An 18,418-nucleotide genomic window follows, 5' to 3' on the forward strand; every position below is an offset into this window, starting at 1 on the left:
TGCATGCACCCGCACACGAACTTGCTGACCCGGGCTCGATGGGAGCTGATTCCGCTGCGGAACCTGGCTGAGCAGCTGCCGTTCTTGCCACCGGCCTCGTCGGTGTCGGTGACGGCTTCGGCGTCCAAGACACTCGAAGACACCCTTGAGGTGACATCGGAGCTGTGCGCTCTGGGCCACCGACCGGTGCCGCACATTGCGGCTCGCATGGTCGCCAGCCGCAGCCACCTCGAAGAGCTGCTCGGCCACGTCGACTCGATGGGGTGCCACGAGATCTTCCTCGTCGGAGGAGACGTGACCTCCCCGGCCGGGCCCTTCGACGGCGCCGTCGGGCTGCTCGAAGCGCTGCGCGAGACAGCGCACTCGCTCACCAGCATCGGCGTCACCTCCTATCCCGAAGGGCACGCGCTCATCACCGACGCAGTGCTGCACGAAGCGCTGCACGTCAAGCAGGTCTTGCTGGCCGAACTGGGCATCGAAGGCCACGCCGCCACCCAGATGTGCTTCGACTCGAAGGCAATCTTGAACTGGCTGAAATCCGAGCGAGACAGCGGGTTCGCGCTCCCGCTGCACCTCGGCATACCCGGTGTCGTCGATGCTGCACGTCTGGCGCGCATCGGCGCCCGCTTGGGCATCGGCGCGTCGCTGCGCTATCTCCGCAAGAACGCAGGTGCCGTGCGGCGCTTGCTGCGACCCGGCGGCTACGACCCCACGAACCTGGTCCACCGAATCGCCCCGCACGCGGAACAACTCGACATCACCGGCTTGCACGTCTTCACGTTCAACGCCGTCGCCGACACCGTGGCCTGGCGCAATGCCGCTGTGGCGGGCCGTCGCTCTGGCGCGCCCCGAGCCAGCATCAGCAAGCGTTGATCAGCCGGAGGCCGTGGACCGCCTCCATCGCTGCGAGTTCCCGTTGCACCTCGGGTGACGGCTGACGCGACACGCTGATGGTGGCGACAGCGGCGTGATGGGTTGGGCCGGCCAGGATCTCGTTGCGCATCTGCAAGACGTTGATGCCGCTTGCCCGAAGAGCCATGAGTATCCCTGCCAGCACGCCCACCTGATCGCGGTGACGCACGACGATCGTGCATCGGCCCAACGGCCGTTCGGCTCGATTGACGCAGTTGACCACGTCGCCGGCCGCAAACGCCTCGAGCACCTCCACGACTCCTTCGGCGATGTCCTCGGAGGCCTGCGCGGTGGAAGCCCCGATGTGGTGGGTGCCCGTGACACGGGGGTGCGACGCCAGCGGCGAGTGCCAGTGGCGGTCGGCGCCGGACGGTTCCCCGCAGAACACGTCAAGCCCCGCACGCATGCCCCGCTCGTCGAGTGCGCGCAGCAGCGCCGCTTCGTCCACGATCTCGCCGCGGGAGGTGTTGAGCAAGATCGCGCCGTCGGGCAGCCTCGCCAAGAACTCCGCGTCCACCAAGCCGATGGTCTCCGAGGTTGCGGGCAGGTGTACCGACACGATGTCGGCGTCGCCCAGCAGGCTGTCCCAGTCAGCATGCACCTGCACGTCGAGTCGCTTCATCTCCGCACGCAGCGAACGTGAGCGACCGGAGCGGTGCAGCGCCGACAGCTCGATGCCGAATGCCGCTGCCCGGCGGGCGACCTCGATGCCGATCGCACCCATGCCCACGATCGCCATGCGACGGCCCTTCAGTCCTGAGGCACCGGCGTATCGCGCCTTGTCCCAGCGACCCTCATGCAAGTCCGATGTGGCCGCGGGAATCTGACGGTCGACGGCGAGCAGCAGTCCTATGGTCAGCTCGGCAACGGCTGCGGCATTGCGGCCAGGCACGTTGCAGACGTAGATGCCGAACTCGCTGGCCCCGTCGCAGTCGATCGAGTCGGTGCCCGCACCGGCACGCAGCACCATGGAGAGCCCGTCGGAAGCCTCGAAGACGGCACGCTGTACCTCGGTGCCGCGCACGACTAGGACTTCGGCGTCGTCGATGTGCCCGGCGAGTTCCTCCGCCGTCAGCTCGGGTTTGACGACGCACTCGTGGCCGGCAGCTTCCAGCCGGCCGATTCGCGCCGTGTCGATCCTGTCCGCAAACAGAATGCGCATCTAGCTCACCGACAGGTCCGGACGCACACCGACACAGAGATCATGTGCCGGCATGATCTTCCTGCATGGTCTTCCAGTGTGCCAGCGCTGCAGTGCGCCGCGACAACGGTGCAGCAGCGCTGCGGCGCGGGCGGCCTACAGCAGTTGTCTCACGTCCAAGACCACCAAGATCACCAACAGCACGATGATCCCGGCGTTGAGCAGGCTGACCGGCCACTTCCACCGGTGATCGGAACGCCAGTGCCGCCTGATGCTGGCGGCGTTCGCCCACAGCGCGACCAGCGCGATTGGCAAGCCGACAACAGGTCCGACCCCGGGTGCGAAACCGACCAGCGGTGCCACGAACGGCAGCAGCACGTACGCCAAGGTGCAGCGCACCCCAGAGATCAGCAGGGAGAACCGAAGCGTGCGCGCCGACGCGGCATCGTGTTCCGAAGCGGTTGCTGCTGTCTCGGTCACGGAGGTCCATTCTTGCAGCCGAGTCCCAGGCCCTGGCCTAGGCCCAGGCCCAGACATTGGCCCAGACTCAGGCGAATCGGCCATTCCGGTGCGCGAACTACCATCTTGGCCGCGTTGTCTCGCGGTGCGGTCTCGTGGTGACACCACCATGATCGACTCCGCCAAGATCGAAGGGGAAGCCATGGCCGGCGCACTTGCAGGAGTTCGAGTTCTGGACCTGTCCACACTGGTTCAAGGACCCCAAGCCGCAGCCATGTTGCATGGTCTCGGCGCCGAGGTCATCAAGATCGAGCTGCCCGATGTCGGAGACGTCGGGCGCCATGTCGATGTGCTGGAGGACTACGGCCACGCTTCGGTCTACATCGCGTGCAACCGCGGCAAGCGCTCGGTCGCACTGGATCTGCGCGTCGAGGCAGGTCGCGAAGCGTTTCTGGAACTCGTGAACACAGCAGACGTGGTGCTGTCGAACTTCAAGCCCGGAACGCTCGACGAATGGGGCCTCGGCTACGAGGACCTCGCCGAGGTGAACCCGCGTATCATCTGGGCGGCCGGCAGCTTCTTGGGTCCCTGCGGACCCGAGGCAGACCGCGAGGGCGCCGACATAGCCGGCCAAGCCTCCGGCGGTGTCATTGCTTCGAGTGGCTCTGACGGCGGGCCGCTGTCCACCTACGGCGCTCTGGTCGCCGACCACTGCGGTTCGCAGAATCTCCAGACCGGGATCCTGGCGGCGCTGTACGCACGCGAACGCACCGGACGGGGGCAGCGCGTCGATGTGAGCCTGCTGGGCGGCCAGATCTGGCTGCAGGCTGTGGAGTACACCCACCTGCTGCTGACCGGCGAGGAGGCAGGGCGCTCCAACAACGGCCACCCGCTGGTGCATGCGCTGTACGGCATCTTCCCGACCTCGGACGGCTGCATCGCTCTGGCGGGCTGTCCCGAGCACCTGTGGGCGGGCATGTGCCGCGTGGTCGAGCGACCGGACCTGCAAGACCATCCACACTGGAACGCCTACTTCCTGCCACGCGAGGTGGCGCTGGAGATGCGAACGTTCTTCGCCGAGATCTTCCTGACGCGCAGCACCCAGGAATGGACCGAACGCCTCGAAGCCGAGCAGCAGCGCTTCTGCGCGGTGCGCAGCCATTCCGACGTGGTGGCGAACGATCAGCCCTACGCCAACGGCTATCTGGTCAGAGCCGAGCACGACGAGTGGGGCGAGCAGACCTGGGTCGGTTGCCCGATCACCATGTCCGACACGCCGACGCGTGCCGGTGTCGAGGTGGCCGAACTCGGTCAGCACACCGAGGAAGTGCTGCTCGAGGCCGGCGCCTCCTGGGAGCACCTGGAGCGCTGGCGCGAGCAAGGCGCTTGGTAGCCGACGCAGCCGGGCGCCGCTCAGGCGCACAGCTCGTGATCGACCATCACCGGGCGGCCGGCCAGCACGGTGTGACGCGGTCGGCCGGTCAGCGTTTCGCCATGCCAGGGCGAGTTGGTGCTGCGTGACTGCAATGCCGTTGCGTCTACCGTCCACCGAACAGTCGGGTCGAACACCGCGATGTTCGCCGGACTGCCTGCCACGACCGGCCTGCCGTGCGCGGCGAGCCCGGCGATGCGAGCCGGTGCGGTCGAGACGACTTCGACGAAGCGTGCCGGCGTCATGGCACCCGTCGCGACCAGCTGTGACCACACCACCGCTGCCATCGTCTCCACGCCGATCATTCCCGGTGGCGCCTCCGCGAGCGACCTGTCCTTCAGCGACGGATGATGCGGCGCATGGTCCGTCGCCACCGCGTCCAGCGTCCCGTCGATGAGCGCCCGTCGCAGCGCCGCGACATCCGACGTGCGCCGCAGCGGCGGATTCATCTTGCCTGAGGTCCCGAGCCGCTCGACGTCGTCTTCGCTGAGCACCAAATGCTGGGGCGTCACTTCGGCGGTCGCTGCCACGCCGTCGCGTTTGGCGAGCTGGATCGACTCCGCAGCCGCCGCAGTAGACAGATGCAGGACGTGGTACCGACCTCCCGTTCGCCGCGCCAGCGCGAGATCCCGTCGCACCATCGAGACTTCCGCCTCCGCCGGCCGCCCCCGCAGACCCAGCCGCCGCGCGACCGCTCCGGCATTGACGGCACCGCCGGCCACCATCGCGGGATCCTCGGCGTGCTGGCTGATGACCGCGCCCGGCAATCGGGTCGTCAGCGCCAATGCAGCCTCCATGAGCGCGTCATCGGCCACGCAGTCGCCGTCGTCGGTGAACACTCGCACGCCGGCGGCGTACAGCGCCGCCATGTCGGTGAGCTGCCGACCGGCGCGACCTGCAGTGATCGCTGCGGAGGTCCTCACATCGCACGGAGCCTCCGCGGCCAGCGCCAGCACCTCGGCGACCATGTCCGGCGAGTCGATCGGCGGACTCGTGTTGGGCATCATCACGCAAGCGGTGACGCCGCCCATTGCCGCGCCCGCGGCGCCGGACGCGATGTCCTCGCTGTCGGTGGCGCCGGGCGTGCGGAAGTGGACCTGGATGTCGACGAAACCGGGCATGATCCACGCGTCGGCAGCATCCAGCGTACGCCGAGCCATCGGGGCCTCCCCAGCGGGCAGCACCGCAGCGATGCGCCCTGACTCAATGAGAACGTCGACGGGGTCGCCGCTTGCGGCGGACTCAGCCAGCCGACCACCGAGGATCACCAGCTCCGCGACCATGGTCTCACGCTAAGGACTCGGCTCAGCCGATGAGCGCGTCGGTGAGATCAGCCAGCACCCCGTCACCGAAGCTCCGCTCACCGAAGCCGACACTGGCCGCCCGATACGGTTGGGCACGATGCCTGCAGCAGCTCCACTTGTGGCAACCGGGCATCGCCGATGACCTCAGGCCCTCCGCCTGCGCAGCCGGACTTCTTCGCGGCGCTTGATGTCGTCGTGCGCCGCGAAGTGGCCGATTGCGCGGCGGTGACATCGGCCGAACGGCTCAGCGGCGGGGCCAGCATGGAGACCTACCGGCTGCGCTGTATCAGCGGTTCCGAACCTGAAGCGACGTTCGACGTCTGCCTGCGTCGCGGGCCCGACGGCCAGGACCGCGACGAGGCCAACGTCACCGGCGTCTCCGCTGAAGCCCTGTGCATGAGCGTGGCACGGTCTGCCGGGGTTCCCGAACCCGCAGTCCTCTACGTGCTGCAGCCCGAAGACGGCGTCGGCGCGGGCTTCTTGATGGAATGGCTGGACGGCGAGACGCTCGGATCACGTATCGCCCGCTCCCCGGCGCTGAACCATGCACGCAGCACACTCGCCTTCCAGTGCGGCCAACAGATGGCGCGAATCCACGGTGTCGATGTCGCCGCAACCGGCCTGGCCGACGTGCTGCACCGCTTCGAACCAGGCGACTATCTGGCGCAGACGTGGGATCGCTACCAGCTCATGCCCACGCCACAGCCGATGATCGACTACGCGGCACGTTGGCTGACCAACGAGCTGCAAGGCCGCGGACCGGTGGAACTCACGCTGGTACACAACGACTTCCGCAACGGCAACATCATGGTCGATCCCGTCGAGGGCCTCGTGGCCGTGCTCGATTGGGAAACTGCCCACATCGGCGACCCGATGCGAGACTTGGGATGGATCTGCACCAACTCGTGGCGCTTCGGCCAGCGGCATCTGCCGGTCGGCGGTTTCGGCAACTACGACGACCTGTTCGCCGGCTACGAGGACGTAGCCGGCTGCCCGGTGGACCCGGGCCGAGTGCAATACTGGGAAGTCTTCGGATCGTTCTGGTGGGCCATCGGATGCCTCGGCATGGCAGACCGCTATCGGACCGGTTCTGATGCCACCGTGGAACGGCCGGCAATCGGCCGCCGCAGCTCGGAATGCCAGCTCGACTGCGTGAACCTGATCATTCCGGGACCTGTCAATTTCCTGCCGACAGTCGCCCAACTCGGCCTGCTCGACGGCGACTCAGGCCGGCCACGAAGCGAGACCTCGCCGCTCGGCGGCAGCCACACCAGCGCCCAAGCGCATGCGGCGGCAGGGGACATGCCCCGCGTGGACGAACTCCTTGAGAGCGTGCGCGACTTCTTACACGGCGAGGCCCGCCGCGCTACCGAGGGCCGCACCAACTTCTTGGCACTCGTCGCCGGGAACTCCGTGGACATCGCCTTGCGAGAACGCATCATCGGCCCTGAACTGCGCCGCTACGAACTCGCCAGGCTCACCGAGCTGCTCGACCACCCGCTGCGACTGCGCGAGCAGCGCGCTGTCTCGGACGCGGCAATCGCAGAGCGTGTCACCGCCGGGCGTTGGGAACTCGTACGTCGCCTGCGAGACGGATCGATGCCGCTCGATGCGCCGGGCCTTGCGGAGTACCTGCGCACGTCTGTCGTTCATCAAGTGGCCATCGACCAGCCGAAGTACTCCGCCTTCCGCTACGTCGCCGGATTGCCCACGAAACCGGAGGGTCCATGAAGCCTGAGTGGTCGAGCAGCACGAGGGCGGCTGCTGGCTGGGTTGGGTCTTGTCCGGGCGGAGCGAGGGCAGGGGCCTCCGTGCTCAAACAGCTGCGACGCACCTGCTGAACGCGCGGGGTGCGTGACGGCACAGCTGCGAGCGCGGCTGTCGGCTGTGTCTCGTCCGGGCGGAGTGCGGGCAGGGGCCTCCGTGCCCGAACAGCTGCGACGCACCTGCTGAACGCGCGGGGTGCGTGACGGCACAGCTGCGAGCGCGGCTGTCGGCTGTGTCTCGTCCGGGCGGAGTGTGGGCAGGGGCCTCCGTGCCCGAACAGCTGCGACGCATCTGCTGAACGCGCGGGGTGCGTGACGGCCCGGCTGCCGGCAGTGTCTTGTCCGGGCGGAGTGCGGGCAGGGGCCTCCGTGCTCAAACAGCTGCGACGCACCTGCTGAACGCGCGGGGTGCGTGACGGCCCGGCTGCCGGCAGTGTCTTGTCCGGGCGGAGTGCGGGCAGGGGCCTCCGTGCTCAAACAGCTGCGACGCACCTGTTGAACGCGCGGGGTGCGTGGCGTCGCAGAACTGCGCGCGGAGGCCCCTGCCCACACTCCGCCCTCGCCGGTGAGATCATTCGCCGCTCGCTCGTCGGAGGCTCGCGGTGGTGGCGGCGACCTGTCGAGTATTGGGATGCCGCTGCCGCGCGGCACGCTCGGCCAGCGCAGCGCGACGGCGGGCTATGGGGCTTTGGTCCACCAGAAGACGCGGCGTATCGCGGACCAGCGATTGCAGGTCTCCGAATAGGCGACAACGCTTGCCCGCAGCCGATAGCCGGCGCCTGCCGCGTGGCCGGTGAGACTCACGGTGCGAGCCAGCGTCGGGCCAGCGGACTCGAAGGTGCCCGCCCCGACGCGTTCACCGGTGGTCACATTGCGCACCTCATAGGCATAACGAACGGTCTTCACCCAATGCGGCACACCCGCACGGGTGTACGCGCAACGCACATCACGCTGCACATCCGGCGCGGCAGCGGGCTTCGTCCAGGTGACCGTCACCCGACCCGGCTTGCCGGTGTCGACTTTCAGTTCCTGCACCGGCATCGGGCTCATCAACGGACGCCTCGGCGCAGCAGGCCGTCTGCCTTCGGCAGTGACCGTGAACGTGCGCGTCACCGGCGGCGAGAAGCTCCAGCACACAGCACTGTACGCCAGCACCTCCGCGATGTAGCTCACTCCCGGATCGAGGCCGGTCACCAGCCAGCTCGTGGTGCCCGACAGCACCAGCGACTCCGCCACCACACGCCCCACACCCGACCCGCCGCCACGAGACCGTTCACGGACACGCACCAGAAACCCCGACGCCTCACAAGCACCGCCGCCCGGCACCGACCACGACACCAACAGCACACCGCCGCCCGACACGACCCGCACCCCTGACGGCTGCCACGGCCTCCCAGACACCACCACACCACCAGAACCAACCGAACCGCCGGAGCCGCCAGAGCCGCCGCCGCCGCCGGAGCCTCCTCCCGACGAAGACCGCGGCGCCGCCGTCGTGCTGGTCGGCGCGGCAGTCGTCGTAGTCGGCGATGTCGTAGTGGTCGTCGCAGCAGTCGTCGTAGTCGTCGGCGCCGTCGTCGTAGTGGTTGTCGTAGTCGTGGTGGTGGTTGTCGTAGTCGTAGTCGTCGGCGCCGTCGTCGTGGTGGTCGTGGTGGTCGTAGTAGTGGAAGTCGTCGTCGTAGTGGTCGTTGTGGCAGTGCCGACGGTGAACGACGCCCAGTCCGACGCAGGCCCCGTGCCGGTCGCGTTCACCGCCCGCACCTGCATCCGCCACACACCCGCAGCCAAACCCCCCGACCGCCTAATCGTGTGCGACGTCGTCGACGCCCCCGAACCCCCAATCGAATACCAACCACTGTCAGACCCGCCCGGAGGCCGCCACTGATACTGCCAACCCGTAATCGACGCATCACCCGGATCACTCCACGTCACCCTCAACCGATTAGACGTCCCAACCCGCTGCAACCCCACACCCGACGGCTTCCCCGGCACCGGCACCGTCGTCGTAGTGGTCGTAGTCGTCGATGTGGTCGTGGTCGTAGTCGTCGCGGTAGTGGTGGTGGTCGTAGTCGTAGTGGTAGTCGTCGTTGTTGTCGTAGTGGTCGTGGCCGGCGCATTCGTGCCGTCGTCGTCGAGGACCTCCAATATCACCGATCCCCCCACTCGTGCGACACTGCTGCCGTACTGCGGAAACAGGTATGCCACTTCGCGCTTGTTCTCCTGGGTCGTGTCCCCCAGCACACTGAACACCAACGAACCCGTCGTCTCGCCCGCATCCACCGTGAGCGTGTTCCCGTTCGGCCAACAGATGTCAGCGTTCGCCGGATTCGGCGCCGAGCACGACGTCGCCGGCGTGTAATTCGAGTTCCACGTCAACGTGCTGGCCAACGCCAAGTTCTGCGGCAACGCGGACACCGTCACCGTCCGGCCGCCCACCGGCGCCGCAGCAGGCAACGTCACCGACAACGTCACATCCGTGCGGCCCGAGCTGCCCTCCCGCACCTGCGCAGGCGCCAACGACGCTGCGATCACATCGCTCGACGTGCCCGGCGTCTCGGCCACGACGTCCGACTGCGCACCCGGCCCGTTCGCGTTCACCGCCCGAACCTTCACATAGCTCCACCCCGTCGCCGGCGCCACGAGCGACGTCGTCGACGCACCCGAACCTTCCACGTCCACCCACACCGTCGAATCCCGCACCGCCGCAAGCGCCCCGGACCCAAAAGCGGTGCCCACCACGTACTGATACTTCGTGATCGACGCATCGTCCGGGTTCACCCAGTGCGCCCGCACCCCGCCCACAGCCCGCGCAAGCACAAAATTCTCCGGCTTCGCAGGCACCGAACCCTGACCAGCCACACCCACCGGCACCAACACCACCACCGACGCCGCAACAACGACTACTCCAACCAGACCCCACAACACACCACCACCAGCGACACGCGGCCGCTCAACTACGCACCGACCCCCCCCCGCGAAGTCGGCTCACCAAACGTCGCAGACGACCCGCATCAATCATCAGGACACCCTCCAGTCCCAAGCGTCGCAACGTCGGCACCTTCAACGCAGAACTCGCAGGCTACTCACACCCGCGCTTCGGCGGGTGCGGGGGTTGCGGAGGTTGCGGGCCGCCGGACACAGGGCGAGAGGGCGGGGTGGGGGCAGGGGCCTCCGCGCGCAGTTTTGCGACGCCACCCACCCCCCGACGTGCAACACATGCGTCGCAACTGTTCGAGCACGGAGGCCCCTGCCCCCACCCCGCCCGGACTCAACCCCAGACGCAATCGGAGCATCCACCGCTTGAACCGGGCACCGCCCCAACGAGCAGCGCTGGGCCGTACGATGGCGGCACCTCGAGGAGCCATCGATGGGCGAGATACCACGCACCGAAGACCGTCGCAGCCCGATCCGGCGCCTCGGGCGCTCGGTCGAGCCGATCCACACCGTCGCGTACTACTCGCCGGAGATCTACGGATTCAACGACGACGGGTTCAAGGGCTGGTGGCACGCCTATTTCGCATATCGCTCAGCGCCGATGGGTGCGGTCAGCGCTGCGGTGGTCACCGCCGTGTTCTACAACTTCGCCCCGCGCATGGTGGCGCGGGCCGTGCCTGGCTGCTGGGACATCATGTCGCCCGATGCCGTGCGAGCCCGCCAGACGGAGCTGACCGCTGCGTCTATGCAGCGCGCACTGGGCGACTACCCCGACCCTGACGACATCGGCGCGGCGGCATCGGCGCTTCGCAGCTTCGCAAGCGGCTTGCCCGCTGCGGCCCGGCCGCTCTACGGGGCGTGGGCCGCGGCACCGTGGCCGAGCCGCGATGCCGGCAGCGACGACAGCATGGACTTGTGGCACGGATGCACCCTGCTGCGCGAATTCCGGTTCGACTGCCACAACATCGCTCTCGCCGCCGGCGATCTCGACCCCGTCGAGTGCCACGTGATGATGTCCACCGGTGGTCACGGCAACGGCGCGACTATCCAGAAGATCCGCGGCTGGACCGCCGAGGAGTGGGAATCTGCGTGCCTGCGCCTCATCGACCGGGGCTGGGTCAGCGCAGACGGCGGCCAGACAGCCGAAGGCACGGCCGCACGCCGAGCGATAGAACGCCACACGGACGAGCTGTCCTCGCCAGCCGCCGACGCCTTGGCGGGCGACGAGTTCGAGGCCCTCCTCGACCGTCTCGAGCGCATCGTGTCCTACTTGGTCGCCAACGGCACCGTTGCAGGCGTCTGGCCGCCGCCCCACGTCGTCGTCGACGCGTGAGCCGCCGTGCCGTCACCATCCTCGGCAACGACGTCAGCGATTTCGTCGGCATCACCGGCACCGGATGACGCTGCGCGCGACTTCATCCGAGAGCTCATCGTCGAGGACCTCGCTTCGAAACGGTTCGCCGGCCGCGTCCAGACGCGCTTTCCCCCAGAGCCGAACGGATTCCTCCACATCGGGCACGCCAAGGCCATCTGTCTGGACTTTGCGATCGCAGTCGAGTTCGGCGGGCGCTGCCTGTTGCGCTTCGACGACACCAACCCCGCGACAGAGTCCCCCGAGTACGTCGACGCCATGGTCGAAGACGTACGGTGGCTGGGCTTCGAACCAGACGAGATTCGCTTCGCCTCGGACTACTTCGGGCAGCTGTACGCCTGGGCCGAGCACTTCATCGAACGCGGGTTGGCTTACGTCGACGACCAGCACGCCGATGCCATCTCGGCCGGCCGCGGCGGATTCGGTCGGGCGGGAACCGACAGCCCCCACCGCGACCGCACGGTCGAGGAGAACCTGCGTCTGTTCCGAGAGATGGCAGCAGGCGATCATCCCGAAGGCAGCCGCGTGCTGCGGGCCCGAATCGACATGGCGCACCCGAACATGCAGATGCGCGATCCCGTGATGTACCGCATCCGGCTCGCGCACCACTACCGCCACGGCGACCGCTGGTGCATCTATCCCACCTACGACTGGGCGCACGGCCCCAGCGACGCCATCGAGGGTGTCACCCATTCGCTGTGTACGTTGGAGTTCCGCGACAATCGCGCCCTGTACGACTGGTTCGTCGAACACCTGCCCCAGGGCGAACCCGGCTGCGCCGGAGATCGGCCCTACCAGACGGAGTTCGCCCGACTGGAGCTGTCGCACACGGTGACCTCCAAGCGGGTGCTGAAACGACTGGTCGACGCGGGCCATGTGGACGGCTGGGACGATCCTCGGCTGCCCACGCTGCGGGCGCTGCGTCGACGCGGCTATCCGCCCGCTGCCATTCGTGACTTCTGTGCGTTCATCGGCGTGGCGCGGACCAACAGCCGGCACGCTCCAGAACTGCTGGAGTCCTTCGTGCGGACCGAGCTGAATGCTGTGGCACCGCGCCGCATGGCCGTGCTACGCCCTATCAGGGTGGTGATCACCAACTGGCCCGCCGACGATGCAGGGATTCCCGTCGTCGAGTACCGGGAAGCCGTCAACAATCCGGAGGACCCCTCGGCCGGCACCCGGATGGTGCCCTTCAGCGGGTCACTGTGGATCGAGCAGGACGACGTCCGGCTCGAACCGCCGCCCAAGTACTTCCGGCTGGCACCCGGACGCGAGGTGCGGCTGCGTGCGGGCTACTTCGTTCGCTGCACGGATGTCCTCACCGATGCCGACGGGTCCATCACCGAGGTGCGGTGCACCTACGACCCGCACACGGCCGACGGCCGAGCGCCGGACGGACGCAAGGTCAAGGCCACCATCCACTGGGTGAGCGAAGCCCACGCCGTGCCTATCGGCGCAGCGCTGTACGAACGCTTGTTCGATGCCAAACTGCCGGGGGAACGCACCGGCGATCCGCTCGACGACCTGCATCCCAGCTCACAGCAGCTGCTCCATGGTGTGGCGGAGCCCGCGATCGCCGACATCGGGCCCGGGCAGGTGGTGCAGTTCGAACGGCTCGGCTACTTCTGTGCCGAGGAGGCCGGGCGCGACCGTTCCGGCCCTCTGGTGTTTCATCGCACGGTTGGCCTGCGAGACGAGTGGGCCAACATCGCCAAGCGGATGCAGGCAGATGATCGTGCTGCTGCGGGCACACAGCCGAAAGCGAACGCCCCGACGCAGTAACCGGCAGCTCCAGTGGCCGGCAGCGTCGCCGTCGACGACTGCGCTAGCCGACAGCGACGTCGCCGAGCCAGCTTCAGGCGCCCATCCAACGTCCCCAATGCACCACTCGACGACGCGCCGCGCTCGTTGTCGGCACTGCATCATCTGTCGCATCATCTGCGGGGCCGCCGCACAGGGAGCGTCGCGCACGATCGCGGCTCGCCGCAGGGTCATCGGCGGCTTCGGCGTCCAGATCGGGCCAGCCCAGCGCCAACGCGCCGATGGGCTCATGCGCCGACGGGACGCCGAGCGCCGCTGCGACTGCGTCGGCGTGGCCGAACATCCCGAAGAACAGCACGCCGAGGCCCTCGTCGATGGCGGCGTACTGCAGCGCCAGCGCTGCAAACGCAGCATCCACTGTCCAGTACGGCGTCGGCCAGGCCCCGACGCCGGCACCGAGCCCGGAGCGGGCCTTGTCCGGCTCGGCGTAACGCTCGAGGTACGCCTGCGGGTCCGCCCAGACCGTGACCAGGACCGGGCAGCTCCACAGCGACGCCCAGCGGAACGCGCCGCGGCGCTCCGGCGGCAGCGTCACCTCCCAGTAGCGCGCCGTCTCCTGCGCGCCGCGCAGCACCACGAAGTCGAATCCCTGCGCGTTGCCGGCCGACGGGACCCGGCGTGCCGTGTCGAGCAGACCACGCAGCAGCGCGTCGTCGATGGGGTCCGGCAGGAAATGCCGCGTCATCCGGCGGCGGCGGGCCAGCTCGCGGAAACGAGCAGTCACGGACTCACGCGCTCAGCAGGCCCAAGCGTCCATGAGCAGCGAGCGCTACAGCAGCTTCGCGAGATCTTCCCGACTCGCCCAGCCGAACGCGATCAGTGCATCGCCTGCGGCGGTGTCGAACCCGTCGAACAGCCCGATCACTGCGGGTTCGAGCTTCTCGGGCTTCGGCGCCGTGTGATTCAGCACGAATGACGGTCCGCCGTCCCCGCAGATCTTGAACTCGCGCGCCTTGTACTCGCCTTGCACGTCGAAGCGCTTGGCCAGCCGCCGACCCCACGCGCGGTCTTCGCCGTTCGGCTCGTAACCGGGGCGAGGCACCACCCGGTCGAGCTGCCTGAACGCCGTGAAGGCCGCTGCGTCGGCCATCTGGCACGCCACCAGCACGTCCTCGTCGGGGAACGCCAGCACTGCACGCCGCAGCTGGTCGGTCATCATGGCCCGCAGCGCGCTGTCGCGGCGGGCCGAACGGCGGGTGGCGCCGGCCCCCATCAGCACGCTCGGGTCTCCGCCGACCCGCTCGAGCGTGAAGAATCCGTACGCCGCCAACTTGGCGCCGTCGCGGACATGGGTGACGAGCACCCACGCGTCACGTTGCTTGGAGAGATGGCCGACATCGAAGTGAACATTCTCGCCGGTGACCAGCTCGGCCATCTCGGAGATCTCAGCGTCGCTGAGGGCCGTGCAGTCCTTTGTCTCAACTTCGAGCGCCATGTGATTCTCGCTCCCCGCTGTGCTCGCTGGTCGGCCCCGCCGGGCACGACCTGTCTTTGTCCTTCGGTGGCTGTCAGTGGCGGATCACAGGTAGACGCCGCCGCGCTTTGCGGCCGGAGCTCGGTTGGGCTGCTCTCCAGCCTCGAGCGCATCTCCTCGCATCGTGCGCAGCTGACGTTCTGCCATCATCTGCTGCGCGGACACTGCCGCCTGGATGCCGTGGAAGAGACCTTCGAGCCAGCCCACCAGCTGGGCCTGAGCAATGCGGAGCTCTGGACCCGACGGGACGTCCTCGTCGAAGGGCAGCGCAAGCCGATGCAGCTCGTCCGCAAGCGGCTCGGACAGCGCCGTAGCCAACTCGTCGACCGACAGGTGATAGACATCGCGCATCCGATCGCGACCTGCTTCGTCGAGTTCGGCGTGGCGGACTTCTTCGAGCAGCTTGCGAATCATGCCGCCGATGCGCATGAGCTTGGCCGGTTCCGGAACGACGGCCTCGTCCTCCACACTGTCGTCGCTCAGCGGTCCGCCCTCCAGCAACTCACCCTGCTGGGGACTCTGCGCTGCGTCGCGCACTGCACGGTCGACCACCCGCAGGATGCTATCTGGCGAGCATTCCTGCCCACCGAGCCGCAGTGGCAGTCGGCCTCACGACCGCGCTCGTCACAGCTGCGCGAGCGGCACCAGCATTTCCTCGGCAGTCAATCCGCCGTGGCGGCCGATGAGCGGGTGGCTGGGCTGAGGCTGGTTCGGCATCGTGAATGCAGCCAAGCCGCGGGGCACCAACGCGACATGGCCGAGCCGCGCTCTGGCTGCCTCGGTGACGTAACGGCCCAGCCATCTCTCGTCCAGCACGCGTTCCAACGAAGCGACGTCAGCCAAGCCGCGATAGCGCTCGCAGCTCGCCATCAGCTCGGATTCGGCACCGGCGTGCGCGTGCAGCCAGAGCAATCGGGCCTCGCCGGACCAACCCTGAGCCAGCGCCACGATGTCGTCGTCGATGACCGTCGGCGGCTCGAGCACCTCCACGACGCCGTGGTCGGCGGTGACCAGAAGCGGGATCTGCGCCGGCAGGGTGCTGCGCAGCGCGACAGCAATGTGCTCGGCCTCGGCCAGTGCCGCTCGGTAGCGCTCGCCCAAGCCGAACTCGTGCGCCGCCTTGTCGAGCGTGTCGTAGTAGGCGTAGACGAACGGGGCGTGCTCGTCGACGGCGCGGCGCACCGCGGCGACGAGACCGCACGCATCGTCCCAGCCCGAGAATGCGGCGCCCCGCAGGTGGGCGGCGCTGAAGCCGCTGCAGCGGAACGCCGAGCGGGTCACCACCGCTGCACGCCGGCCGCAGAAGGGCTCGACGGGCTGCATCTGCGCGGGCGGCAGCACAACTCGCATGTCCCGGCCGCCGGCGCGCCAGCGCAGCGCGTTGAGCAGGCCATAGGGCGTGGCCACGCGGTACCCCACCAGGCCGTGCTCGCCCGGGGTTGCCCCCGTAGTCAGCGATGTCAGCGCGGAGGCTGTGGTGCTGGGCGCCACGGTGGTGATCGGCGGCGACGCGTCGCTCGCCGCAGCGAGCGTGGGCGCCAGCCGGCGATGGCGACGCAGTTGGTGCCACCCCAAGCCGTCGACCACGAACAGCACCACGGTGCGTGCTCGCGCGACGGCCTCGCTGAGTATGTCCGTCTGCACGCCGGCCAGCAGCGCCGGCACCACCGCAGTCAGGCAGCCGTCGTCGTAGGCGGGCAAGGTTCGCTGGAGTGCCGGCGGCTCGGCGTCGGTGCCTGGCCCGAAGACGCCATCTCCCACGCAGGCGACACTATGCGCGGCAGCGTGCGCGTCTGGCTCTGAGACTCTGGCGCTGCGTGTCCGGCGCTGGGGCGCGCGAGACGCCGGGGCTACGCTGCCGGCGTGGCGGTCTCGACGCGGGGAGATTACGCGAGCCGCGCGCTGCTGTCGCTCGTCCTGAACGACAACGGGCGACCGATTTCGGTCAGGGACATCGCTGAGCGCACCGGTCTGCCGCAGCCGTACCTCGAACAGATCCTCCTCGCGCTCAAAGGCGCCGGACTGGTGCGTTCCAAGCGCGGTGTCGGCGGGGGCTACGTGATGGCACGCGATCCAGCCGAAGTCACGATCGGGATGATCGTTCGAGCGGTCGACGGTCCGATTTCCCTCGGCGACTTCGGCCAGCCCCATCAAGACGGCGCCTGCGACCATGAGGGGCAGTGTGTGCTGCTGGCAATCTGGGACTCCGTCGGCCAGAGCATGCGTGCACAGCTCGATTCCTACAGTCTCGCAGCGGTGGCGGAGGTCTCCCGGGGACGTGCCCCGTGGCCAAAGTGCGATGCCGAGCAGCCTCGCTGAGAGGTGTCGATGGCTGGGGGAAATTCGGCCGACAGAACTGCGGCCGACACGGTTGAGCCGAACGCCGTCAAGGCACGATCGAAGTCGGCGGGCATCGGCGCCTCGATGTCCACGTCCGCACCCGATGTCGGGTGGCGAAACGACAGCCGGCATGCGTGCAGGAGCGGTCGCCCGATGCCGACCGGATCCGGCACACCGTAGGCCAGATCGCCCAGCAACGGCAGTCCGACGGCCGCCAGATGCACCCTGATCTGATGAGTCCGTCCGGTTTCGAGCCGGCAACGCAGCAACGACGCTTCCACCGGATGCGTGAACATCTCCGCGACGCGGTAGTGCGTGCGCGCCCAGCGTCCGTCGGACGTCACCGCCATGCGCATGCGATGCGTCTGATCTCGGCCGATCGGCGCATCGATCGTGCCCGTCTCCGCAGGAGGTCGTCCGCTTGCGAGTGCTGCGTAGATCCGCACGACCAAGCGCTGCGACAGCTGTTCGACGAGCGCGTCATAGGCTGCACGGTTGCGGGCGCACACCAGCGCACCGCTGGTCCCGCGGTCGAGGCGGTGCACGATGCCGGGTCGGCCGGGCTGGCCTGCGTCGGCCATGTCGGGGAAACGCTCGACCAGAGCGTCTGCGAGCGTGCCGCTGGCGTGCCCGCTGCCCGGGTGCGTGACCACACCGGCCGGCTTGTTGACCACGACGACATCGGCATCAGCGTGCAGCACCTCGAACGGGACGGCCTCATGTCGCCGCTCAGCGGCCGACGTGGCCGACCGCTGCGGTGTCACCTCGACAGTCGAACCCGCCGACAGTCGAACGGACCTCGTGGTGACCTGTTCCCCATCGATCAGCACACGGCCCTGCGCGACCATGTCCGCCGTTTCGGATCGGGAACGCCCGGTCAGCAGCGACATTGCCCGGTCGACGCGTTCGCCTGACAACGCCTCCGGCACCGTCACGCGCTCAGATCGTTCGTTCACTCAGCCGCCAAGCGCGAGCCGCCGTCGCTGCGCCGCTCGCTCCGGTACAGGTGGACCAGCACGAAGACCAGCCCGACGCTGATGGCAGCATCAGCCACGTTGAAGACCGGCCACCATCCCAGATCGATGAAATCCACCACGGCGCCACGCCCCCAGGCTGCGTTGCGCACCAGCCGGTCGGCGAGATTTCCCAGCGCGCCTCCGATGACGCAGCCGAGGCCGATCTGGGCATATGGGCCTCCGAACCGCCGGCGAGACGACCACAGGAATCCGACGATCACGACTGCGACCAGTGCCAGTATCGGACCGAGGCCCCGCCCCGCCGAGAAGGCGATGCCAGTGTTGTACACGAGGCGCAAGCGCAGCGTCCAGATCACGTCGATGATGCGGTCGTCGAGCACTGCCAGCGCCCACGCCTTGGTGGCCTGATCGAGGCCGAGCACCACGCCCGCAACGATGGCGATGGTGAGGCTGCGCTTGCTCGTCACCTGCCATCGCGTCGGAACT

Annotated in this window: 16 protein-coding genes; 6 read left to right on the forward strand and 10 right to left on the reverse strand. The window is 68.3% G+C overall.

Features of this window, described 5'->3' with window-relative positions:
• Positions 1–3: 3 nt before the first annotated feature.
• Positions 4–873 carry a methylenetetrahydrofolate reductase gene (locus ACOGI4_RS09645; protein ID WP_419841459.1) on the forward strand — a complete coding sequence of 290 codons (870 nt, stop codon included), beginning with the start codon at positions 4–6 and terminating at the stop codon, positions 871–873.
• Here ACOGI4_RS09645 and ACOGI4_RS09650 read toward each other — a convergent pair.
• Complete coding sequence (locus tag ACOGI4_RS09650; RefSeq protein WP_419841460.1) at positions 860–2,074, reverse strand: NAD(P)-dependent oxidoreductase; 1,215 nt, start codon at positions 2,072–2,074, stop codon at positions 860–862. The two genes, ACOGI4_RS09645 and ACOGI4_RS09650, sit on opposite strands and share 14 nt — an antisense overlap.
• Before the next feature lie 135 nt (positions 2,075–2,209).
• The gene (locus ACOGI4_RS09655; protein ID WP_419841461.1) at positions 2,210–2,533 is read right to left on the reverse strand and encodes a hypothetical protein; all 324 of its coding nucleotides are present in this window, start codon (positions 2,531–2,533) and stop codon (positions 2,210–2,212) included.
• 148 nt (positions 2,534–2,681) lie between these two features.
• On the opposite strand from ACOGI4_RS09655, the gene ACOGI4_RS09660 reads away from it, so the two are divergent.
• A complete protein-coding gene (locus tag ACOGI4_RS09660) occupies positions 2,682–3,905 on the forward strand; it encodes a CaiB/BaiF CoA transferase family protein (protein ID WP_419841462.1) in 1,224 nt (407 codons plus the stop codon).
• A 20-nt stretch (positions 3,906–3,925) separates the two neighbouring features.
• Here the strand turns inward: ACOGI4_RS09660 and ACOGI4_RS09665 are convergent, their stop codons facing one another.
• Entirely contained in the window at positions 3,926–5,227 is a 1,302-nt protein-coding gene (locus tag ACOGI4_RS09665) for a dihydroorotase (protein ID WP_419841463.1), read from the reverse strand.
• A gap of 159 nt (positions 5,228–5,386) precedes the next feature.
• On the opposite strand from ACOGI4_RS09665, the gene ACOGI4_RS09670 reads away from it, so the two are divergent.
• Entirely contained in the window at positions 5,387–6,979 is a 1,593-nt protein-coding gene (locus ACOGI4_RS09670; RefSeq protein WP_419841464.1) for a phosphotransferase family protein, read from the forward strand.
• Between the two features lie 713 nt (positions 6,980–7,692).
• Here ACOGI4_RS09670 and ACOGI4_RS09675 read toward each other — a convergent pair.
• Positions 7,693–9,855 carry a fibronectin type III domain-containing protein gene (locus ACOGI4_RS09675; RefSeq protein ID WP_419841465.1) on the reverse strand — a complete coding sequence of 721 codons (2,163 nt, stop codon included), beginning with the start codon at positions 9,853–9,855 and terminating at the stop codon, positions 7,693–7,695.
• A 526-nt stretch (positions 9,856–10,381) separates the two neighbouring features.
• Here ACOGI4_RS09675 and ACOGI4_RS09680 point away from each other — a divergent pair.
• Both ACOGI4_RS09680 and ACOGI4_RS09685 read left to right on the forward strand, forming a co-directional pair.
• Positions 10,382–11,281 carry an SCO6745 family protein gene (locus ACOGI4_RS09680; protein WP_419841466.1) on the forward strand — a complete coding sequence of 300 codons (900 nt, stop codon included), beginning with the start codon at positions 10,382–10,384 and terminating at the stop codon, positions 11,279–11,281.
• Positions 11,282–11,287: 6 nt separating this feature from the next.
• The gene (locus tag ACOGI4_RS09685) at positions 11,288–13,102 is read left to right on the forward strand and encodes a glutamine--tRNA ligase/YqeY domain fusion protein (protein WP_419841467.1); all 1,815 of its coding nucleotides are present in this window, start codon (positions 11,288–11,290) and stop codon (positions 13,100–13,102) included.
• A 73-nt stretch (positions 13,103–13,175) separates the two neighbouring features.
• On the opposite strand, the gene ACOGI4_RS09690 is transcribed toward ACOGI4_RS09685, so the two are convergent.
• The 4 genes from ACOGI4_RS09690 to ACOGI4_RS09705 all read right to left on the reverse strand — a co-directional run bounded on the left by ACOGI4_RS09690 (position 13,176) and on the right by ACOGI4_RS09705 (position 16,376).
• A complete protein-coding gene (locus ACOGI4_RS09690) occupies positions 13,176–13,865 on the reverse strand; it encodes a nitroreductase family protein (protein ID WP_419841468.1) in 690 nt (229 codons plus the stop codon).
• A gap of 45 nt (positions 13,866–13,910) precedes the next feature.
• A complete protein-coding gene (locus ACOGI4_RS09695; RefSeq protein ID WP_419841469.1) occupies positions 13,911–14,576 on the reverse strand; it encodes a hypothetical protein in 666 nt (221 codons plus the stop codon).
• Between the two features lie 84 nt (positions 14,577–14,660).
• Entirely contained in the window at positions 14,661–15,167 is a 507-nt protein-coding gene (locus ACOGI4_RS09700) for a proteasome activator (protein ID WP_419841470.1), read from the reverse strand.
• 72 nt (positions 15,168–15,239) lie between these two features.
• The gene (locus ACOGI4_RS09705) at positions 15,240–16,376 is read right to left on the reverse strand and encodes an alkaline phosphatase family protein (RefSeq protein WP_419841471.1); all 1,137 of its coding nucleotides are present in this window, start codon (positions 16,374–16,376) and stop codon (positions 15,240–15,242) included.
• A 102-nt stretch (positions 16,377–16,478) separates the two neighbouring features.
• Here ACOGI4_RS09705 and ACOGI4_RS09710 point away from each other — a divergent pair, with 102 nt between their 5' ends.
• On the forward strand, positions 16,479–16,934 hold the full coding sequence (locus ACOGI4_RS09710; protein WP_419841472.1) for an RrF2 family transcriptional regulator: 456 nt from the start codon (positions 16,479–16,481) through the stop codon (positions 16,932–16,934).
• Here the strand turns inward: ACOGI4_RS09710 and ACOGI4_RS09715 are convergent.
• Positions 16,856–17,911: an RluA family pseudouridine synthase gene (locus ACOGI4_RS09715; RefSeq protein WP_419841473.1), complete on the reverse strand. Its 1,056-nt coding sequence runs from the start codon at positions 17,909–17,911 to the stop codon at positions 16,856–16,858. The two genes, ACOGI4_RS09710 and ACOGI4_RS09715, sit on opposite strands and share 79 nt — an antisense overlap.
• Positions 17,908–18,399: a signal peptidase II gene (lspA, locus tag ACOGI4_RS09720; RefSeq protein ID WP_419841474.1), complete on the reverse strand. Its 492-nt coding sequence runs from the start codon at positions 18,397–18,399 to the stop codon at positions 17,908–17,910. The genes ACOGI4_RS09715 and lspA overlap by 4 nt, the downstream gene beginning before the upstream one ends.
• Positions 18,400–18,418 lie beyond the last annotated feature (19 nt).

It is taken from the genome of Candidatus Poriferisodalis sp., assembly GCF_965205175.1.
Taxonomy (GTDB): domain Bacteria; phylum Actinomycetota; class Acidimicrobiia; order Acidimicrobiales; family Poriferisodalaceae; genus Poriferisodalis.